This window comes from Enterobacter sp. WPR_3_1, from assembly GCF_003635055.1.
Taxonomy (GTDB): domain Bacteria; phylum Pseudomonadota; class Gammaproteobacteria; order Enterobacterales; family Enterobacteriaceae; genus Enterobacter; species Enterobacter ludwigii.
In genome coordinates, this window is record NZ_RBXU01000016.1 from 181,619 (window position 1) to 199,554 (window position 17,936).

Sequence of the window (17,936 nt, forward strand, 5' to 3'; positions counted from 1 at the left end):
GCTGATATTTGAAAACTGTGAAGCATTTCATAGAAGTGTTTTGTCTGGCCTGAACATTATCCGCTTTTTGTTGCTTTTATCACCAGTGCGCGGCTTTGTTACAGATTGAAATGTCGCTTTTGCTGTGCGTAATATGGCCTTTCGTCCGACTAAAAATAAGAAAATATTATGCAAGCAACAGCCACAACACTCGACTCCGGCGCGGAAACCGCGCCGGTTAACTCGCGAAACAAAGTTGTCGTCGCCTCGCTGATTGGCACCGCCATTGAGTTCTTCGACTTTTACATTTATGCCACCGCAGCGGTCATTGTCTTTCCGCATATTTTCTTCCCGCAGGGTGACCCGACGGCAGCCACGCTGCAGTCTCTGGCTACCTTTGCGATCGCGTTTGTTGCGCGTCCGATTGGCTCTGCCCTGTTTGGACACTTCGGCGATCGCATCGGCCGTAAGGTCACGCTGGTGGCCTCGCTGCTGACGATGGGGATCTCCACCGTCGCTATCGGCTTGCTGCCTACCTACGAAACCATTGGTATTCTGGCCCCGATGCTGCTGGCGCTGGCGCGTTTTGGTCAGGGTCTGGGGCTGGGCGGTGAATGGGGGGGTGCGGCGCTGCTGGCCACGGAGAACGCACCGGCACGCAAACGCGCGCTGTACGGTTCATTCCCGCAGCTTGGCGCACCGATTGGCTTCTTCTTTGCGAACGGGACTTTCCTGCTGCTCTCCTGGCTGCTGACGGACGAACAGTTCATGAGCTGGGGCTGGCGTATTCCGTTCGTCTTCTCCGCCGTGCTGGTGCTGATTGGCCTGTATGTCCGCGTGTCGCTTCACGAAACGCCGGTTTTCGCTAAAGTTGCCGCCGCGAAAAAACAGGTAAAAGTGCCGCTGGGTACGCTGCTGACTAAACACGTCCGCGTGACGGTACTGGGCACGTTTATCATGCTCGCGACCTACACGCTGTTCTATATCATGACGGTCTACTCAATGACGTTCAGCACCGCCGCCGCGCCGGTTGGGCTCGGCCTGCCGCGTAACGAAGTGCTGTGGATGTTGATGATGGCGGTCATTGGGTTTGGCGTCATGGTGCCGATTGCCGGCCTGCTGGCGGATAAGTTTGGTCGTCGCTCAAGCATGATTGTTATCACCACGCTGATCATTCTGTTTGCCCTGTTCGTCTTCCCGCCGCTGCTGGGTTCAGGTAGCCCTGCGCTGGTCATGGCGTACCTGCTCATTGGTCTGAGCCTGATGGGCCTGACCTTCGGCCCGATGGGCGCGCTGCTGCCAGAGCTGTTCCCGACGGAAGTGCGTTATACCGGCGCGTCGTTCTCCTATAACGTTGCCTCTATTCTGGGTGCGTCCGTTGCGCCTTATATCGCCACCTGGCTGCAGGCAAATTATGGTCTGTTCTACGTGGGCGTTTACCTGGCCGCCATGGCAGCGCTGACGCTGATAGCCCTGCTGCTGACCCACGAGACGAAGCACCAGTCTCTGTAATTCACCGCGGCCTGATACCCTCTCCCCCAGGGAGAGGGTAAAGGTCCCGAAAGCCGCACGTTATTTTTTCATCTGCGACAAAATGTTCCGGCACTGATTCGCATCCCCTTCTGACGGCGAAATTAACGCCAACAGCGCCGCCGCTGGCGTAACCAGCGTCGCGAGTGCTGCCGCCACCGCGCCGCGCGCAATCAGCGGACCGGGTTTCACACCCGCCTGCGGATTTTTAAAGGTCCCACGCACGTAGAGCGGCGAACGCAGGGTGATGATACGAATCCCCTTACTTTCCGGATCGATGGTTAAATCAAGCTGCTCGGAGGCCATACTGGCGGTGCCGGTCACGTTGATGACCGCGTTCTCTGTATCGAAGGCAAAAATTTGCGGGCGCGCCACGCCGTTGACCAGATCCAGGTTGGCCGCCGCACAGTTCACCCTCACCTCATCATCACCGAATATTTGCCCGATGACGTAGTTCCCGACGTTCAGCCCCAGGATCTCCATCAGGTTGCGGCTCACCAGCCCGTCGTTCATCAGAAGCTTCAGGTTACCGTTACTGCTCCCGAGCAGTGCAGCCACGGAATTCCCCACGCCGCGGATATCCGCATCGCCGTTCATTTCACCGAGGGTTTTCTGCATCAATTCCACGTTCGGCATCAGCTCTTTCAGTTTGAGCCGGCGGGCCTTGATATCGGCACGCCCCTGCATCGGCTTTTTATCGCCTTCGAGGTGAATGTTCGATGAGAGGGTCCCACCCGCCATACCAAACTTCAGCGGCTGCAGGCGTAAATCGGCATTTTTAAGCAGGATATGGGTCGAAAGATTGCTGATCGGCAGCGTACTGCCATGTTCGATTTTGCCCCCTTTAAAGCGAACATCCGCATCCATTACGTCCCACTTATCGGTCTCAAAGCGATCGTAAGGCAGGACTTTCCCCGCCGGCTGGCGATCTTTCTTCACCTCTTTTGATTTCGTGCCTTTACCGGAATCAATCCCGATTAGCGGCCCCAAATCGGCCAGCCGCAGCTGGCGAGACTCCACATCGCCTTCCAGTTTCGGACGCGGTTTTCCGGTGGTGTAGGTCAACGAGCCATGGATATCGCTGTCGCCAATACGGCCATTGAAATCGCGATAATCAAATATCGACGATTTTTCCGTGTCGATTTTTGCCACCAGATGCCCGTCCGTCTCAAACGGTGGCGTATCTGGCAGCAGGACGCCAGTGAGTTCATACAGTTCACCCAGCGAATCACCGGCAAACTTCAGCCGCAGATCAACGCCCCCCATGTTCATAGGATCGTTGACGGTCCCGGTGAAGGCCACCCGCGTGTTCCCGGAGCGGAAATCCGCCTGCACAGGAAACGGCGTCGAGTCGCTTCGAAGCGCCAGCATGCCGCCAATTTTGCCAGTGCCGGTCAGGGGCTGCCCTTTGTAGCGCCCTTCGGCCTTCAGGCCGAAAACATAATCCCCGGCTTTGGCATTATCGCCCTTCGCTTTTGCGCCGGTCACTTCGCTAAACGGCAGCGGTTTGCCCAACGGATCGACCAGGATCTCAATATCAGCCTTGCTAACCTTGTCGTCGATGGCGATCCGCCCGCGATCGAAGAGAATATTGTCGAGACGGAATGACCATGATGAGGGCTGCGCATTGGGATCTTTTTCGTCGCTGCTGGCGAGATCAAACGTCCAGTTGTTGTTCTTTTCGGAAAGGCGGATCAGACGCGCATCGGGCTGCTGAAGCTTGATCCACGGCAGGTAAACCGTTTTGGTCAGTAGCGCTAACGGGGCCAGCGTGGCTTCTACGCGGGGCAGATGCACCATTGTCACGTCAGGAATATCCGGCGGGTTGCCGAGAATGATGTCGTCGGCGTGGACATGCGGCCAGGGGATCCAGCTTCGCCAGCCGGTCTCCTCTTTCTGACGTTCCCACACCACCCCGAGATCGCCGCGTATGGCGAAGGGGCGATTGAGTTCGGTGGAGACTTTCTGGTTGATGGTCGGCTTAAGGCGGTTCCAGTCAAACGTCGCGATAATGACGACGGCGACCACGATCAACAACAATAAAATCCCTGCTGTCCAGGAGATTACCCTGGTTGTTTTTGTCATTGTTATCCCCTTTCCTGATGACCTTACCTGTAAAACTATAGTTCAGACAAAGGGAAGCGGGCAGATCAGAGGATCGTTATCACGGAATCGAGGGTATCCATTGGGACCGGACGAGAGAGGAAATAGCCTTGTGCCGCCGCCGCGGGAGAATTTTGCACATCACGCCACTCTTCCAGCGTTTCCACGCCTTCCACTATCACGCCCTGGCAGTAGCGGTTCATCAGCTGTAATAACAGCGTAAACAGATTCCGCCCTTCCGGGGTCTGGCGCAGCATAATGAACAGGTCGCGGGCCACTTTAATGTAGTCGTAACGCACTTCGCTGAGGGCAGAGAAGTTCGCCATCCCGGTGCCAAAGTCATCCAGCCACAGCGGGCCGAATTCGCACATCGAGGCAAATGATGAGTCCTGTGGCAGACGAACATGCTCCACCAGCTCAAAGCGCATCCACGGTAAGGAGGCGATCAGCTCCTGTAATTTCGCGTTCTGGCGCAGCGCCAGCAGGGTGGGTCCATCGACGTTGACCGAGGCGAGGATGGCGTGCTGTTCGAAAAAGGCCTGTTTGGTTGCCAGCATACGGAGCTGTTCTTCCAGCACATCCAGGCGCTGGCGCACGGCAACTTCGGCAAAATAGCGGTCCGGTGCGATACGCTGTGAGGGGTTTGACGGGTGCGTCACGACGGTCAAAATTTCAATAGCCATCAGTCGACCGTCCGTTCGGTAGATCGGCTGATAGGTGTACGCACGCTCACATTGCAGCCAGTAGCGATGCTCCTGCAAGTTCTCAATACTTGCCTCGGGCGTAGTGCTCAGCCGCTGGATAACCTGCTCTGACTTCATTTCAGATGTCCTGTTGTTGGATGGCCTTTCTGGACTCGTCAAAGGGTTATCGGCCCGGCAATTGAGAACTTTATGTTCAATTCACCCGGAAAATGAAATTAAGCGGGCAGAAATTAACAGGAACACGCGCTGGCTCAAATAAAATAATGGAACGTCGTTTTAATATAGTTGACCGCATAATTCACTCAGCGCACACTACCGAAAATTACTCTGTTCAGGTTCACGACTATGACCAAGAAAATTGCCGTGATTGGCGAATGCATGATTGAGCTGTCACAAAAAGGCGCGGAAGTCAGCCGCGGTTTTGGTGGCGATACGTTAAACACCTCCGTTTATATTGCCCGTCAGGTTGCCCCTGAGGCCCTTACCGTGAACTACGTCACCGCCCTGGGGACGGACAGTTTCAGCCAGCAAATGCTGGAAGCCTGGCAGAGTGAGCAGGTGGACACCTCGCTGATACAGCGTATGGAAAACCGCCTGCCGGGGCTTTACTACATTGAAACCGACGATACCGGCGAGCGGACCTTCTACTACTGGCGTAACGAAGCCGCGGCCAAATTCTGGCTGGAGAGCGACGATGCGGCTGCCATCTGCGAAGCGTTAGCCACCTTTGATTATCTTTATCTGAGCGGGATTAGCCTGGCTATTTTAAGCTCAGCCAGCCGTGAAAAGCTGCTGTCGTTACTGCGTGAATGCCGCGCCAATGGCGGCAAGGTTATTTTCGATAATAACTACCGTCCGCGCCTGTGGGCCAGCCGTGAAGAGACGCAGCAGGTTTATCAGCAGATACTGCAATGCACCGATATCGCCTTCCTGACGCTTGATGATGAAGATGCGCTGTGGGGTGAGAAACCCGTTGATGAGGTGATTGCGCGTACGCAGGCCGCCGGCGTAAGTGAAGTGGTGATTAAGCGCGGGGCTGATTCATGTCTGGTCGCCATCGCAGGTGAAGCCGTCATCGACGTTCCTGCGGTGACATTGCCGAAAGAGAAAGTGATTGATACGACGGCGGCGGGTGATTCATTCAGTGCGGGCTATCTGGCGGTGCGTTTGACGGGCGGGACGCCTGAAGCGGCGGCCCAGCGTGGACACCTGACGGCGAGCACCGTGATCCAGTATCGCGGGGCAATTATTCCGCGTGAGGCAATGCCACAGTAAAAACAAAACCCTCTCCGACAGGGAGAGGGTTCTGGATGAGGGGCATTACTGCCCCTGCGGGATATCCGTTGCGTCCTGGTGCAAATCATCTGCCGTAGCAGCCTGCGATGGCTGCGGCGCGGAGGCCATAATGGTATTCCAGGTCGACTGAAGTTCCTTCATGTCATATTCCGGCTCGCCTTTCGGCTGCAGAAGAATCAACGCCATTTCCTGCGACAGCTGCTGACGTAAGTCCTGATTCAACATATCGACGGTCAACCCCTCCAGGAAGTCCTGACGAAGCTTCTGGTACTGCTCCGGCGCGATATCCACCACCTGATTCTGCAGTGAGCGAATACGCTGGCTGATCAGAATGTCGGTATCGGCGCGGGCATACGTTGCAAACAGCTTCTGCAGCTCAAGTTTTTTCTGCGCGACCAGCGCATTGAACTCGTCTTCCGACAGGCCCTCTTTGCGCACTTTTGCCAGCTCTTTTGCCACCACGCCCAGATTCGCATTCAGCTTATCGCCCGGCGATTCAACGTTAATGGCACACTGTGCACGCTGGAACAGCACGCGGCAGTCAAAGCCGAGACCGATATTCTTCACGTTATTCTTGCTGAGCGTCTGCTGAACGTGCCAGAACAGCGCTTCACGTGCCAGATCGGCACGCCAGTAGCGCAGCAGCGCCGCTGACTCACGGATTGGCTGCCAGGCGTTATCCCACATGACGGAGAGGCGGTCCTGACGAACGGTATCCGTCATAATGCTGACAGGCTCTGCGCGCAGCGGAGAGAGCGTTGGGACAGGGGCCGGTGTTTCGCGTTTGCCTTTCAGTTCGCCAAACGCTTTGTTGATCTGCTCCACCACCGCACGGCTGTCCACATTCCCCACCACGATAAGCGTCATCGCGTCCGGGGTGTACCATTTCTGGTAGAACGATTTTACCTGCTCAGCGTCCACCGGCTGTTTCAGCGGCTCGGCCGGATCATGCCCAAGCAGCGTTGAACCCTTCAGTCGGTAACGCCACCAGCCCTCTTTGGTGTCCACAGGCCAGGTGGCAACCATGTCACTGTTGCTCAGCGCATAGTTAACGGTTTCCGGCGTAATCGCCAGATTGCCCGACGCATCGGCGAGATACGTAAGGGCTTCTTTGAGCAGGTCGTTACGGTTATTTGGCAGGCTCAGGTTGAACATGGTGTAGTCATACGAGACCACAGCCGGAGGAAGCGGGCGTTTCGGATCAATGGCCTGTTGCCAGAGCGAACGCACCTGAACTGCTTGTAAACTGCCGCTCTGCGTGAGCGCCAGTCGGGGAATAAAATGGCTAAAACCGGTTTGCTGAGTGCTTTCCGTGAGGGAGCCGGTATTAACAGACAGACGGATTTCAACACGGTCACTTGGACGTTGTGGGGTGGCTAAAACCTGCCACTGAAAACCGTTCGCTAGTGTCCCTTGTTGCCAGGCCGGGTCTGGCTGGAGCGCATCTGCCTGCACATAACTGGCTGCTGCCATCATCAGCAAACCGCCGGTTAAGAGTCGAATTTTTGTGCCCTGCATGTGAACCCCTGATCAACATTCCTGGTTAAAGAGAGTGTCTCGCGACGCGTTTCACTCTAAAAGATGACGATGAAAACACGTCGATTAGACCGCGTGTTCTACAAAACGTCACGGTCAGAAGTGAAATATACCCAAAAAAAATCTTGTCGAATTATGACAGGTACGAACAGTTATTATGCGCAGGAGCCCGCATCCCGACAAGGGAATGCGGGCATTTGTGACAATATTAAGAGGATAAACCAGGAGTTTTGCTGTCTGACTGGCGATTATTTAACGTATCGTCGAGCTTTTTGTGATCCAGCTCTTTCACCCATTTTGCCACGACTACCGTTGCCACACCGTTACCTACGAGGTTGGTTAAGGCACGGGCTTCAGACATAAAGCGGTCAATACCGAGAATCAGCGCCAGACCCGCCACCGGCAGGTGTCCGACCGCGGAAATGGTGGCCGCCAGCACGATAAAGCCACTGCCAGTAACACCTGCGGCCCCTTTAGACGAGAGCAGGAGCACCACCAGCAGGGTAACCTGATGGAAAATGTCCATATGGCTATTGGTCGCCTGAGCGATAAACACGGCCGCCATTGTCAGGTATATCGAGGTGCCATCAAGGTTGAAGGAGTAGCCCGTCGGGATGACCAGCCCCACCACCGATTTACGGCAGCCCAGCTTTTCCATCTTATCGAGCATGCGCGGCAGGGCCGATTCGGATGAAGAGGTCCCCAGAACAATCAGCAGCTCTTCGCGGATATAACGGATAAATTTGAAAATGCTGAACCCTGCCGCGCGGGCGATTGAGCCCAGCACCACCACCACGAACAGAATACAGGTGATATAGAAGCAGATGATGAGCTGGCCCAGCTGCACCAGGGTACCCACGCCGTACTTACCGATGGTGAATGCCATCGCACCGAAGGCCCCAATAGGCGCCAGGCGCATGATCATATTGATGATGCCGAAGATGACCTGCGAGAAGCTTTCGATGACGTTAAAGATCAGCTGGCCTTTGTTGCCCAGACGGTGCAGGGCAAAGCCAAACATGACGGCAAACAGCAGCACCTGCAGAATGTTGCCGCTGGCAAATGCACCAATGACGCTGCCTGGGATAACGTCCAGCAGGAAGGCCACTACCCCCTGGTCTTTCGCCTGATCGGCATACACCGCGACCGCTTTGGCATCCAGCGTCGACGGGTCAACGTTCATCCCCGCGCCGGGCTGCACCACGTTCACGATGATAAGACCAATAATCAGCGCAAGGGTACTGACCACTTCGAAATAGAGAAGCGCCACTGCACCGGTACGGCCTACCGCCTTCATGCTTTCCATGCCAGCGATGCCCGTCACGACGGTACAGAAGATCACCGGGGCGATGACCATTTTGATGAGCTTAACGAATGCGTCGCCAAGCGGTTTCATTTGTGCGCCAAGTTCAGGGTAATAGTGACCAAGCAAAATACCGATTGCGATGGCTGTCAGGACCTGAAAATAGAGACTTTTGAAGAGTGAGGTTTTCATAGGGTGTCCTTGGGAAGAAAAACCACAGGCTTTGTAAGGTTATGGTTAACCTGCGGCTCTAAAATAACACCCGTATAACAGGACAGAAATAAACCCAGTTCAAATTTGAAACACAAATGTTAAGAACTTTGAGCTGGCTCGCACAAGCCAGCAACAAAATTACACGTTTGCGCTATTGTCCCCACCGGAAAGGTAGCGTTGTTCAAAGACATCCGATGGAACAGCCGGTGCAAACAGGAAGCCCTGTCCGCCCTCCACGCCCGCTTCAGCCAGCCAGGTGCGCTGCGCGTCTGTCTCAATCCCTTCGGCAATCAGCTGCAGTTTCAGGCTGCGGGCCAGCTGGATAATGGCCTGGACCATGCTGCTGTCTTCCGGCAACCCTTCAACAAAGGCTTTGTCGATTTTCAGCACATCCACCGGCAGGGTTTTCATATGCTGGAGCTGACGCAGCCCGGCATAGCCCATACCGAAATCGTCCAGCGCGATGCGTATACCGGCATTACGCAGCGGTTTCAGAATCGCGACCGCCTCATTAGGATCGTCAATACGCCGGCTTTCCGTGACTTCCAGCGTTAGCGTATCAGGCTTGATCCGGTAACGATGGATCAGCTCCAGCATCTCAGACACCATGGTCGGATGCATCAGCTGCAGGGCGGACAAGTTGACCGACAGCGGGAGCGTCACGCCTCGTTCCTGCCAGGCAGCAAGCTGTCGGCACGACTCCTCCAGCACCCAGTAACCGACGGTGACCATCAGGCCACAGGATTCAATGCGCTCAATGAGCCCTTCCGGCAATTCCCATGAACCATCCGGCTGCTGCACGCGCAGCAGCGCTTCCGCGCTGATCACCTCGCCCGTCAGCAAATTCACCTGCGGCTGGAGCCAGAGGGCAAACTGACGGTTATCCAGCGCGGTCAAAATGTCGCTCTCTTCCGTCAGGCGCTGCTGCGCCCTTTCCATCTGTTCCGGGTCGAAGAACTGGATCTGATTTTTCCCTTTGCGCCGGGCGGTAAACGCCGCCGAGAAAGCACGACGGTAAAGCTGTTCCGCCGTTAAGTCACCGTAGTACATCGCAATACCGATACTGGCGCTTGGACGAAGCTGGATGCCCTGAATGGGCAGCCGCTCATTAATGACAGTGAGTACTTGCTGACCTAACGTGATCGCATGCCACGGCTCTTTCACGCCGTTGGCAATTACCACCAGGTCATACCCGCTGACCTGGGTCAGCACCATGCGCGGGGCCAGCACGGACTTCACTTTCTCCACCAGCGTCAGGAGCAGCATTTCACGCTGGTTCTCTTTGAGCACGCCGGCGGTGTCCTGCAGGGTTTCACAGGCGATCACCATCAGCGCGGTGGTTTGCTGGCGGGCGACAGTCTGTTCCAGCATCGCCATCAGGAAGGCTTTATTGGGCAGCTCCGACACCGGGAAGCGCGTGGCGCTGCTGTTCAGCTCATCCTGCTGGCGCTGCATCCGCTGCTGGTTGAGGTTATAGCTGCGTACCAGCATACCAATCTCGTCATCATGATGAAGACGCGGCAGCGGAAGCTGATGCCCCACCTGGTCCTGCGGTGAAAGCGTGTTCAACTCCCGGGCAATCCGGCGTAGCGGATGCACAATCAGACGGTTAATACACCAGGTCAGCGCCACGCTCAGAATAAGCGTCATAAGTAAGCAAGTGGTCACTAACGTGACAACCCAGCTCATGACGAACTTGTACATGCGGTACGAGTCTGCCTGCAGAACAAGGTAGGCCAACGGCTGCGGATTCGCGGGACGCTCAAGCGAATAGACCGGCAGCGAAATCTGCACCGGCAGTTCAAACAGCCGCATCACCATCATGGGGACCGGGCGCTCGGGGATAAAACTCATCCGCAGCGCCTGAAACTGATTGGGTAACACCACGTCTGCGCGGCTCACGACACCGGCAGGCTGAATGCGTTTTAAAATGGTTTCCGCTTCGGGAATATCCCCTTTCAAAATAGAGGCAGAGAGCGGGCCACGCACCGAGCGGGCAATACTTTCTAATTGCGAAGCCGTGTTATAGCGATTCTGCTGTACGGAATGAAACAGCAAAATTACGCAAAAAAGGAGTACAAACAGCATTGTGACGGCAGAAACCATCGCCATCTGTTTGATAGTTAAGGAACGGCTGACACGCAAAATGACTCTCCACAAAACTCGAAGCGCAGGGCGCACCAGGGTGTAAACCTGGTGCGCCTGAGTATACCCGATTGCTGTACTTTTAAGAGAGACTTACAAATGGATTAAGTTAAATCCGATTACCAGTCCGCGTAAGGGATCAGCGGCTGCGGCGGTAAGTCCATATTGCCCTGCCAGCCTGCAGCAGAGTAGCGTACATAAAGCAGTGCGTGGCTTGGGGTATAATCTTTTGCTTCCTGAATATCCACACCGAGGCCCACAAACCAGTTGGACGTGACCCGGCGCTCGATAATGGCCCGTGCGGTATAACCCGTGCCTGAGGAGCTGCTGCCGGTTTCCATTTCGCCTCTGTCGGTGTAGCGACCGGGCTCATCGGTCGGAATCAGTCCCTGAATGGGATAGCGCATCACGTCGTTAGTTTTAGAATGAGACCATGACACCGATCCGCCCAGCTCCCAGGACCAGTTCTCGGTACGTTTACGCCAGGTGACAGGCAACGCGAAGGAGACATACTCCTGCGGGCTGTAGTAACCGCCCTGACCCAGGGTATAACCACTCAGATCTTTATCGTAGTGCCAGAGCATGTTGCTCACGCCGACGGTCAGACGCTCATTGTTTTTATTGATGAGCTTGTAGTAGTAACCGGTCATCCAGCGGACGCGCCAGTTATCTTCCACATTTTTACCCGTCAGCGTTTCCGCATTCAGGCTCGACCAGACGCCGTGCGCCTCACCTTTGTCATAACTGATGCTCGCGCCACCGCCGGTTGCGCGCACGCCGCCCCAGGTGGTGCCGGTGTTGGTATCTTTTTGCCCGGCAAAGGCGAGCAGAGAGCTGGAGATCGGGCGACGATGGGCGTTAACGGTATAACCGATTGGCCCCAGGTCACTGCTGTAGCTTACACCACCGACTACGTCGACAACGTCAAAGCCCATCGGCGTGGTACCAATATCCCACGCCCAGGTTTTGTTCTGCCAGCCCACGGCAATACTCGCGCCATTTGCTGACTGATGCGTGTTGCCACTACACGGCGTTTCGGCACAAGTGCCCCATTTCGGATCGTAGGTACCGTTATCGGTGGAAAAGGACCCGGCATCCATATTGACCAAATCGCTACGCAGGAACATACGGCCATCCGCCAGTGGTGCATCCGCCTGTAACATGGTGGTATGCGCTTTAAGATCGGAATAGCCGCCGGTGCCGCTGGAGCCCCAGTAATCATGCTGCAGCGTGACGTTAACATCCTGCTGACGGTACAAATCACCGGCGTCGCTACGCACGCCGCGTTTCAGCCAGTCGTCTTTTTCGTCGTTACGCGTCAGGCGGGTAAAGCTGTCATTGTCAGCCGGACGTGTCGTCGTAACACCTGACGACACCATCGCATCTTTATACGTTTCCAGTGCCTGCTGAGGCTGACCATTTTGCGTCTGGAAACGGGCGGCATCACGTAATACCAGCGCGTTTTCCATAGATGCAGGCTGTGATTTCGCCTGAGGAATAATCTTGCTGAACGTCTGCTCTGCGGCGGCGGAATCCCCAAGGCCTGCCTGCGCCATCGCGATCCGGCGCTGCATATTGAGCGACAGCGGCTCTCCGTTTTGCGCGGCAGGCAGTTTTGCCAGCGCGGCACGGGCTGCCTCTTTGTTGCCCTGGGCGCTATACACTTCGGTCAGACCGAGGATCGCATCTTCGTTCTGCGGTTCACGCTCCAGCACGGTGTTATAAGCCGTTTTCGCGGCCTCCAGATCGCCACGCTGCTGCGCCCAATCCGCAAGGGTTAAGTCGATACGGGTAGAGGACGGCTGCTGGCGAAGGAGGTTTTCCGCCTCCTGCTCTTTGCCGCTGTCGCGCAGTCGGTTTGCCGTTTCCAGCGTCTGGTTACTCTGCAGGCGGTCGGCAAGCTCCTTAATATTGGCGTTCCACTGGCTGCGCGGAAGCGTCTCCAGATGCGTGAGCGCGGCCCGGTCCTGATCGTTTCCGGAGAGATACAGCCCACTGGCATACACCTGTTCCGGATCGGACGGTTTCTGGCTGGCAAGCTGGCGCATCAGGTTATCCGCCTGGCTGCGCTGGCCCGCGCTATAGAGATCGCGCGACAGACGGTAGGTTATCCAGACGTCGCCCGGAGAGAGTGCCAGACGACGACGCTGAATTTCCGCCGCCTGAGCGTATTGGCCCTGGTTTTCCAGCTGTTCCGCCTGGGCTGACAGCTGCTCGTTGGTCAGGCTACGTTCAATGTCATCAATGCTTCGGCGCTGGCTGGCAGAGAGCGACTGGATAAACTGCGAGGCCTTTTCCGGGGACTGCGCACGATAAACATTGGCAAGGCCACGAACGGCATTGCTGTTACCGCTGTCCATACGCAGCGCCTGACGGTAATAACGTTCCGCCGCAGCCGTGTCTTTACGCGCCGCCGCGGCATCTCCCAGCCCCAGCACCGCATAACTGTCGGTATTGTCGAGGGCACGCGCCTGCTGGTAATAACGTTCCGCCTGCGCCGTATTGTTCGCTTTCAGGGCGGTATCACCCTGCTGGATCAGCAGCCAGTAGCGGTTAACTTTCAGCAAACTGTCCCATTTACCGCGGTTATCGCTCTGCGGATCGAGGGCGATCGCCTTTTCAAACTGCGCCACCGCACGGGCGCGATCGCCTTTCTGAGAGTACGCCTGTCCAAGCGCGCCCACGGCTTCGCTGTCGGCATGATTTGCGCTGACCGCTTTTTGCAGATCCGCCACCGCCTTATCGCCCTGCCCGGCATCCACCGCCGCCAGCCCTTGTGCTTTCGCACGGAAGGTTGGATCGGCGAGCTGTTTTTGCTGCGTATCAAGTTGAGTACGCGCCGCCGCTACGCTGTCGCCGTCGCTGAAGACGCTCAGGTATTTTTGCAGCGCGCTGACGCTGGCGTTGCTGACAGGCTGATCTTTGATCTGCTCATACCACATATCAGATGCCTGGCTGCGGCCATTGCTGGATTTGGCCATCTCCTGCAACACCGCAAAGCCTTCATCGCGACGACCGGTCTGGAACAGCAGCTGTGCCAGCGTGCCCTGCAGCTGCGTATTGCCCGGGCTGCTGGCGTTAATTTTCTTCAGCTGGTTAATGGCGACGCTACGGCGGGCAGGATCTTTCGCCACAACATTCCAGTATTCCGTCGCCACGTCACCGCCCGGCGGATTACCGTCAAAAAGCTTGTCATAGGCCGCGATGGCCTCCTGAGTATGCCCCGTTGTAGCCAGTAACCGGGCCTGCTGTAACTGCTGACGGCCTTCAGGCGTAGAAAGCAGCATCGTATTGCGCGAGGACTGATACGCACTGGAGCCCGGCGCGATCCCTTTCAGACGATCCAGCTCTTTTTGCGCACCGGCGTTATCACCCTGACGAAGCAGGTAACGAAAGCGCGCCGCAATGACGTCAGGGTTGTTCGGGTCAATCAGCTCAAGGCGGTAGAGCGACTGACGAACCAAATCCTCACGCTGCGTCGATTCACCCAGCCGCACCTGTTGCAGCAGCTGTTGCTGCTGCGGGGAGTTAGCGGCCTGAGCCAGCGGCATCAGTGCCAGGCTAAGCGATAAACTGAGAAGATTTACTGTGAAGTTGCGCATTCCTGGCCCCAGTCCGGTATTAATTCACCTTGAGCGGTGAAGCGAAAACGATGCTGATCCCATCCTTGCCCGAAGAGAGTCAGTACGTAGCTGTAATAGGCATTATTATCGGGAAAATTATCTGCAACGCGCTGGCGCTGTACCGCCTGCGCATCACGCTGCTGTAAAAAAGGCAGCATCGCAGCGGAAAAGCCGACCGGCCCCTTGCCCGCAGGCTTCCCGCTCGCCACATCCACTTTTTCCGGCGGTACACCGTGTTTCGTTGTCATTGTCGCCATCGGCCGGAAGCGCGTAAGCAACCGGGCTTTCTGGGCGTCTTTGTCACTCATCATTCCGACCCAGAGGTAGACGCGGATGGCGTCGTAGCCGCCCACCAGCGATTTATCCTGCTGCAAATGCCAGCCTCTGTTTTTCTGATACTGCACCCAGTCCGGCGAAAACCCCTTTGGCGCCGTTTCCAGCAACAAGCGCAGATTGGTTTCACGAAGGGTCGTCCACGGGGCACCAAAGCGCGTGAAATAGCTCGCTATCTGCGGAGGAAGATAGCTGGGGTTAAAGCGCCAGGCTTTCTCCTCCGCAAAACCGACCTTCCCGGGCAGCAGCATGGAGCCGAGTCCCGGTACTTTCACCACTTCCTCATGGGCAATGCGTTTAAGGAGCGCCTTACCCGTGCGGGTATAGTCCGGATGTTTCCACAACCGACCCGCCTCAAGCAGTGACCAGGCAATCCAGACATCAGCATCCGAGGCGGAGTTGGTATCGATTATCGCCCAGTTGTCGTGGTCTTTCTGACCCCATAGCCAGGCGGGCAAATTATCGTTCAGATTGCCCCCGGCCAGGTTGTCGCGCGTCCACGTCAGCAATTGATCAAAGGCTTTGCGATCGTTCGCGGCCAGGGCAAAGAACAACGCATAGCTTTGCCCTTCCGACGTGGTGATTTTGCGCGTGTCGCTGGGATCAATGACACGCCCGCTCTCACTGATGTAATCCTTTTTAAACTGCTCCCAGGCAGGCCAGGTGCAGGCGGCGCGAAGAGGGATCGCCGCCAGCATCAACGCTGCTAACACACACCAGCGAAACGCTTTCATCACCTGTTACTCATCCGGGTTAAGGCGACGACGGCTGATGATACGCAGCAGACGCCACAGCACCCACGCCAGCAACACCACGCTGACGGCGGCCAGGATAGCCAGCAGAACCGGATGGTTAGCCAGCGCATACCACAGACGCTCGAACCACGGCAGATGGCCCACGTAGTACACATCGCCCACGCGCAGGCTATTGACCCCAGACTCGCGGATCACCGCCACCGAACCATACATCGCGGCACGTTTGCCGCTGTCGTTCATCGCGCTGTTGAGTAACGCATACCCACGCGGGCTGTCCGCCAGGAGCGCCACTACGCTACGCTGCTCGTTGTAAGGTGACTGGAAGCCAACCACCGCGGCCATTGGTCCCTGAGACGTAACGGTTGTCTGCACGCTGGCCTGACGATCGTTAATATCCGGCATAATGCTCGGGAACTCGGTCTGACGCAGTGGCGTGTTAACCCAGGACTGGGCTGCTTTGACCAGCAGATCGATACGCTTGTCATCCTTCAGCTTATCCGGGATGTTACCGATCACCATGATGTCCGCGTCTTTGTTCTGGATCTGGCTACCATCGTCAGTCAACGTGACGTTAATTGCCGGTAATCCGGTCTGCGCACCCACGGACGCCATGGTGTCCAGCAGGGTCGTCACCTGGCCCTCATTTGGCGCTTTTGGCATGACGACAATGGATTCAGAGAGGTCGGCCATACGGCTGAACGGGAAGCTGGCATTGGCAAATGCACGCAGGTCCGGCATGGCAAGGAAGTGATAATACTTCGAGAAGTCGATGGTTGACTCATCCCCAATCACAACGTGGTTCTGTACTTGCTGGAAGGTGATGCAGTTATCCACCGAGCCGCCGGGCATCGGGTTCATGTACTGGAAATCAAAGCGCAGCTGGTTGATCGCCCCAAGCTTCAGCGCCGGAATAGAGACGTCCGTTTTCCCGTCCAGCAGCCCCTGCAACACCGGCAGACGGAGCATCAGTCGGTTAGTATCCTGCGTGCTTGTCAGACTGAAAGATTGCAGGAACTGGTTGTTCAGGCTGATATCCATGCGCGAGCTGTCTTTGGTTGCCGGCGCGGTGTAACGGTAGCTCAGATTGATATCAATACCGTTGGTGCGCAGCAGGTACAGGTCTGGCGGCAGATTCAGTGACAGACTAATCGGGGCTGGCTCAAGCCCCGTCGCCTGCAGCTGTTCTTCATACGTTTTCAATTCGCCAAACGTGACGGCACGGTCAGTACGCACCCAGTTTGGTGCATCATAAGGTTTACGCGGCAGCAGCGGTTTAACCTCATCCACCACCACGCTGTTTCCACGGAACAGAACGTTACCCTGGGCAATGCCCTTGGCCGCCTGCACCAGGTCTTTATCATCACGCCCGAAGACCACCAGCAGCTTCACGTACGGGTTATCCGGGTGGCTCATCATCTCAATGGTCGGCGCTTTTACGTCCGGGTGATCGCGCAGGAAGGCAGGACGTTTCGCGTTGGTCGCAAACACGATCGCGTTTCTGTCCGGCATTTTGTCGTACATCACCGGGAAGTTCTGCCCGCGCCAGCCGGAACGTGAACCAAACCACGATGCCACAATGGTGGCCGCCAGCTGCTCGGTGACGTCCGGAGACGCCGCAAACACCATTGGCAGCACTAACTGACGATTATCACGCGGATCAAAGAACGGAACCGGGAACGACGAGAGGTCGTTTTTCAGCGCCAGCGACTGGTAGGTCATCTGCAGCGAAGAGTTGCGTCCTACGTCTACCCACAGGGTATTGCTGGCAGGGTTCTCACAGACGTCACGGTAGTGACCGACAAACTCAAGACGTATGCGGTTAAAGTCGGTGATGAAAAGGGGGTTAATTGGCACCTGGGCCTGTGTTTTCTTACCCAGTTGCTCTTTCGTGACGGGCAGGACGTCCATCAGCTCATCATTCAGGTAAACCTTCAGTTGAGACTGTACCGGCAACAGCGACGGCGATGGCGTGTATTCAAGGTTCAGCATGGCGTGAGAGACAACCTCATCGCTGCGCATACCGAACTCAATGCCGCCGTTAGGGTTAATACCACGCAGCACCATGCTGCCCGGCGGCGGCGCAATCTGCGCAAAGCTCAGCTTCACGTCCCGTGACGGGGCATCATCCGCGACAATAGGCGCGTTTGCTCCCTGTACGCCCGGCATCACCTGACCGACGACATTGCTGTCTGCCGGCAGGGTGTTGCCGTCCGTAGGCTGGTTCGGAATGACGTTTTCCGTTTGACCGGGTGCCGCGGTGATAACCGGATCGGTCGCCTGGGCGACCACAGGCACCGTCGGAGCAGGCGTTGCCGCTGCGTTATCGGGTGCTGCGTTAGCCATCGTTGTGGGGAGTGCACTTACCCCCATTGCCACTGCACATAACCAGGAAAGTTTAGTTTTCATCGCGTTATCA

At 56.5% G+C, this 17,936-nt stretch carries 10 protein-coding genes; 2 read left to right on the forward strand and 8 right to left on the reverse strand.

The window, feature by feature from the left end:
- The first annotated feature begins 168 nt into the window (after nt 1–168).
- Nucleotides 169–1,491 (forward strand): MFS transporter, encoded by a 1,323-nt coding sequence (locus tag BJ887_RS22885; protein ID WP_014172082.1) that lies wholly within the window; start codon nt 169–171, stop codon nt 1,489–1,491.
- 60 nt (nt 1,492–1,551) lie between these two features.
- Here the strand turns inward: BJ887_RS22885 and BJ887_RS22890 are convergent, their stop codons facing one another.
- Nucleotides 1,552–3,594, reverse strand: a complete 2,043-nt coding sequence (locus BJ887_RS22890) for an AsmA family protein (protein WP_121340490.1) — start codon at nt 3,592–3,594, stop codon at nt 1,552–1,554.
- Between the two features lie 65 nt (nt 3,595–3,659).
- Entirely contained in the window at nt 3,660–4,433 is a 774-nt protein-coding gene (pdeH, locus tag BJ887_RS22895) for a cyclic-guanylate-specific phosphodiesterase (RefSeq protein ID WP_020884490.1), read from the reverse strand.
- Between the two features lie 228 nt (nt 4,434–4,661).
- Here pdeH and BJ887_RS22900 point away from each other — a divergent pair, with 228 nt between their 5' ends.
- Nucleotides 4,662–5,591, forward strand: coding sequence for a sugar kinase (locus tag BJ887_RS22900; RefSeq protein WP_032679197.1), 930 nt, complete (start codon nt 4,662–4,664; stop codon nt 5,589–5,591).
- A 45-nt stretch (nt 5,592–5,636) separates the two neighbouring features.
- On the opposite strand, the gene BJ887_RS22905 is transcribed toward BJ887_RS22900, so the two are convergent.
- From BJ887_RS22905 to bcsB, 6 genes are all read right to left on the reverse strand, one after another.
- Nucleotides 5,637–7,130 (reverse strand): pitrilysin family protein, encoded by a 1,494-nt coding sequence (locus tag BJ887_RS22905; RefSeq protein ID WP_121340491.1) that lies wholly within the window; start codon nt 7,128–7,130, stop codon nt 5,637–5,639.
- Nucleotides 7,131–7,356: 226 nt separating this feature from the next.
- On the reverse strand, nt 7,357–8,643 hold the full coding sequence (locus BJ887_RS22910) for a dicarboxylate/amino acid:cation symporter (protein ID WP_014172087.1): 1,287 nt from the start codon (nt 8,641–8,643) through the stop codon (nt 7,357–7,359).
- Between the two features lie 159 nt (nt 8,644–8,802).
- Nucleotides 8,803–10,809, reverse strand: a complete 2,007-nt coding sequence (gene hmsP, locus BJ887_RS22915) for a biofilm formation regulator HmsP (protein WP_025202803.1) — start codon at nt 10,807–10,809, stop codon at nt 8,803–8,805.
- A gap of 119 nt (nt 10,810–10,928) precedes the next feature.
- Nucleotides 10,929–14,411 (reverse strand): cellulose synthase complex outer membrane protein BcsC, encoded by a 3,483-nt coding sequence (bcsC, locus tag BJ887_RS22920; protein ID WP_121340492.1) that lies wholly within the window; start codon nt 14,409–14,411, stop codon nt 10,929–10,931.
- Complete coding sequence (gene bcsZ / locus BJ887_RS22925; RefSeq protein ID WP_020884485.1) at nt 14,393–15,499, reverse strand: cellulose synthase complex periplasmic endoglucanase BcsZ; 1,107 nt, start codon at nt 15,497–15,499, stop codon at nt 14,393–14,395. Before bcsZ ends, bcsC begins: the two co-directional genes overlap by 19 nt.
- Nucleotides 15,500–15,505: 6 nt before the next feature.
- The gene (bcsB, locus tag BJ887_RS22930) at nt 15,506–17,926 is read right to left on the reverse strand and encodes a cellulose biosynthesis cyclic di-GMP-binding regulatory protein BcsB (RefSeq protein ID WP_121340493.1); all 2,421 of its coding nucleotides are present in this window, start codon (nt 17,924–17,926) and stop codon (nt 15,506–15,508) included.
- Between the last annotated feature and the right edge of the window lie 10 nt (nt 17,927–17,936).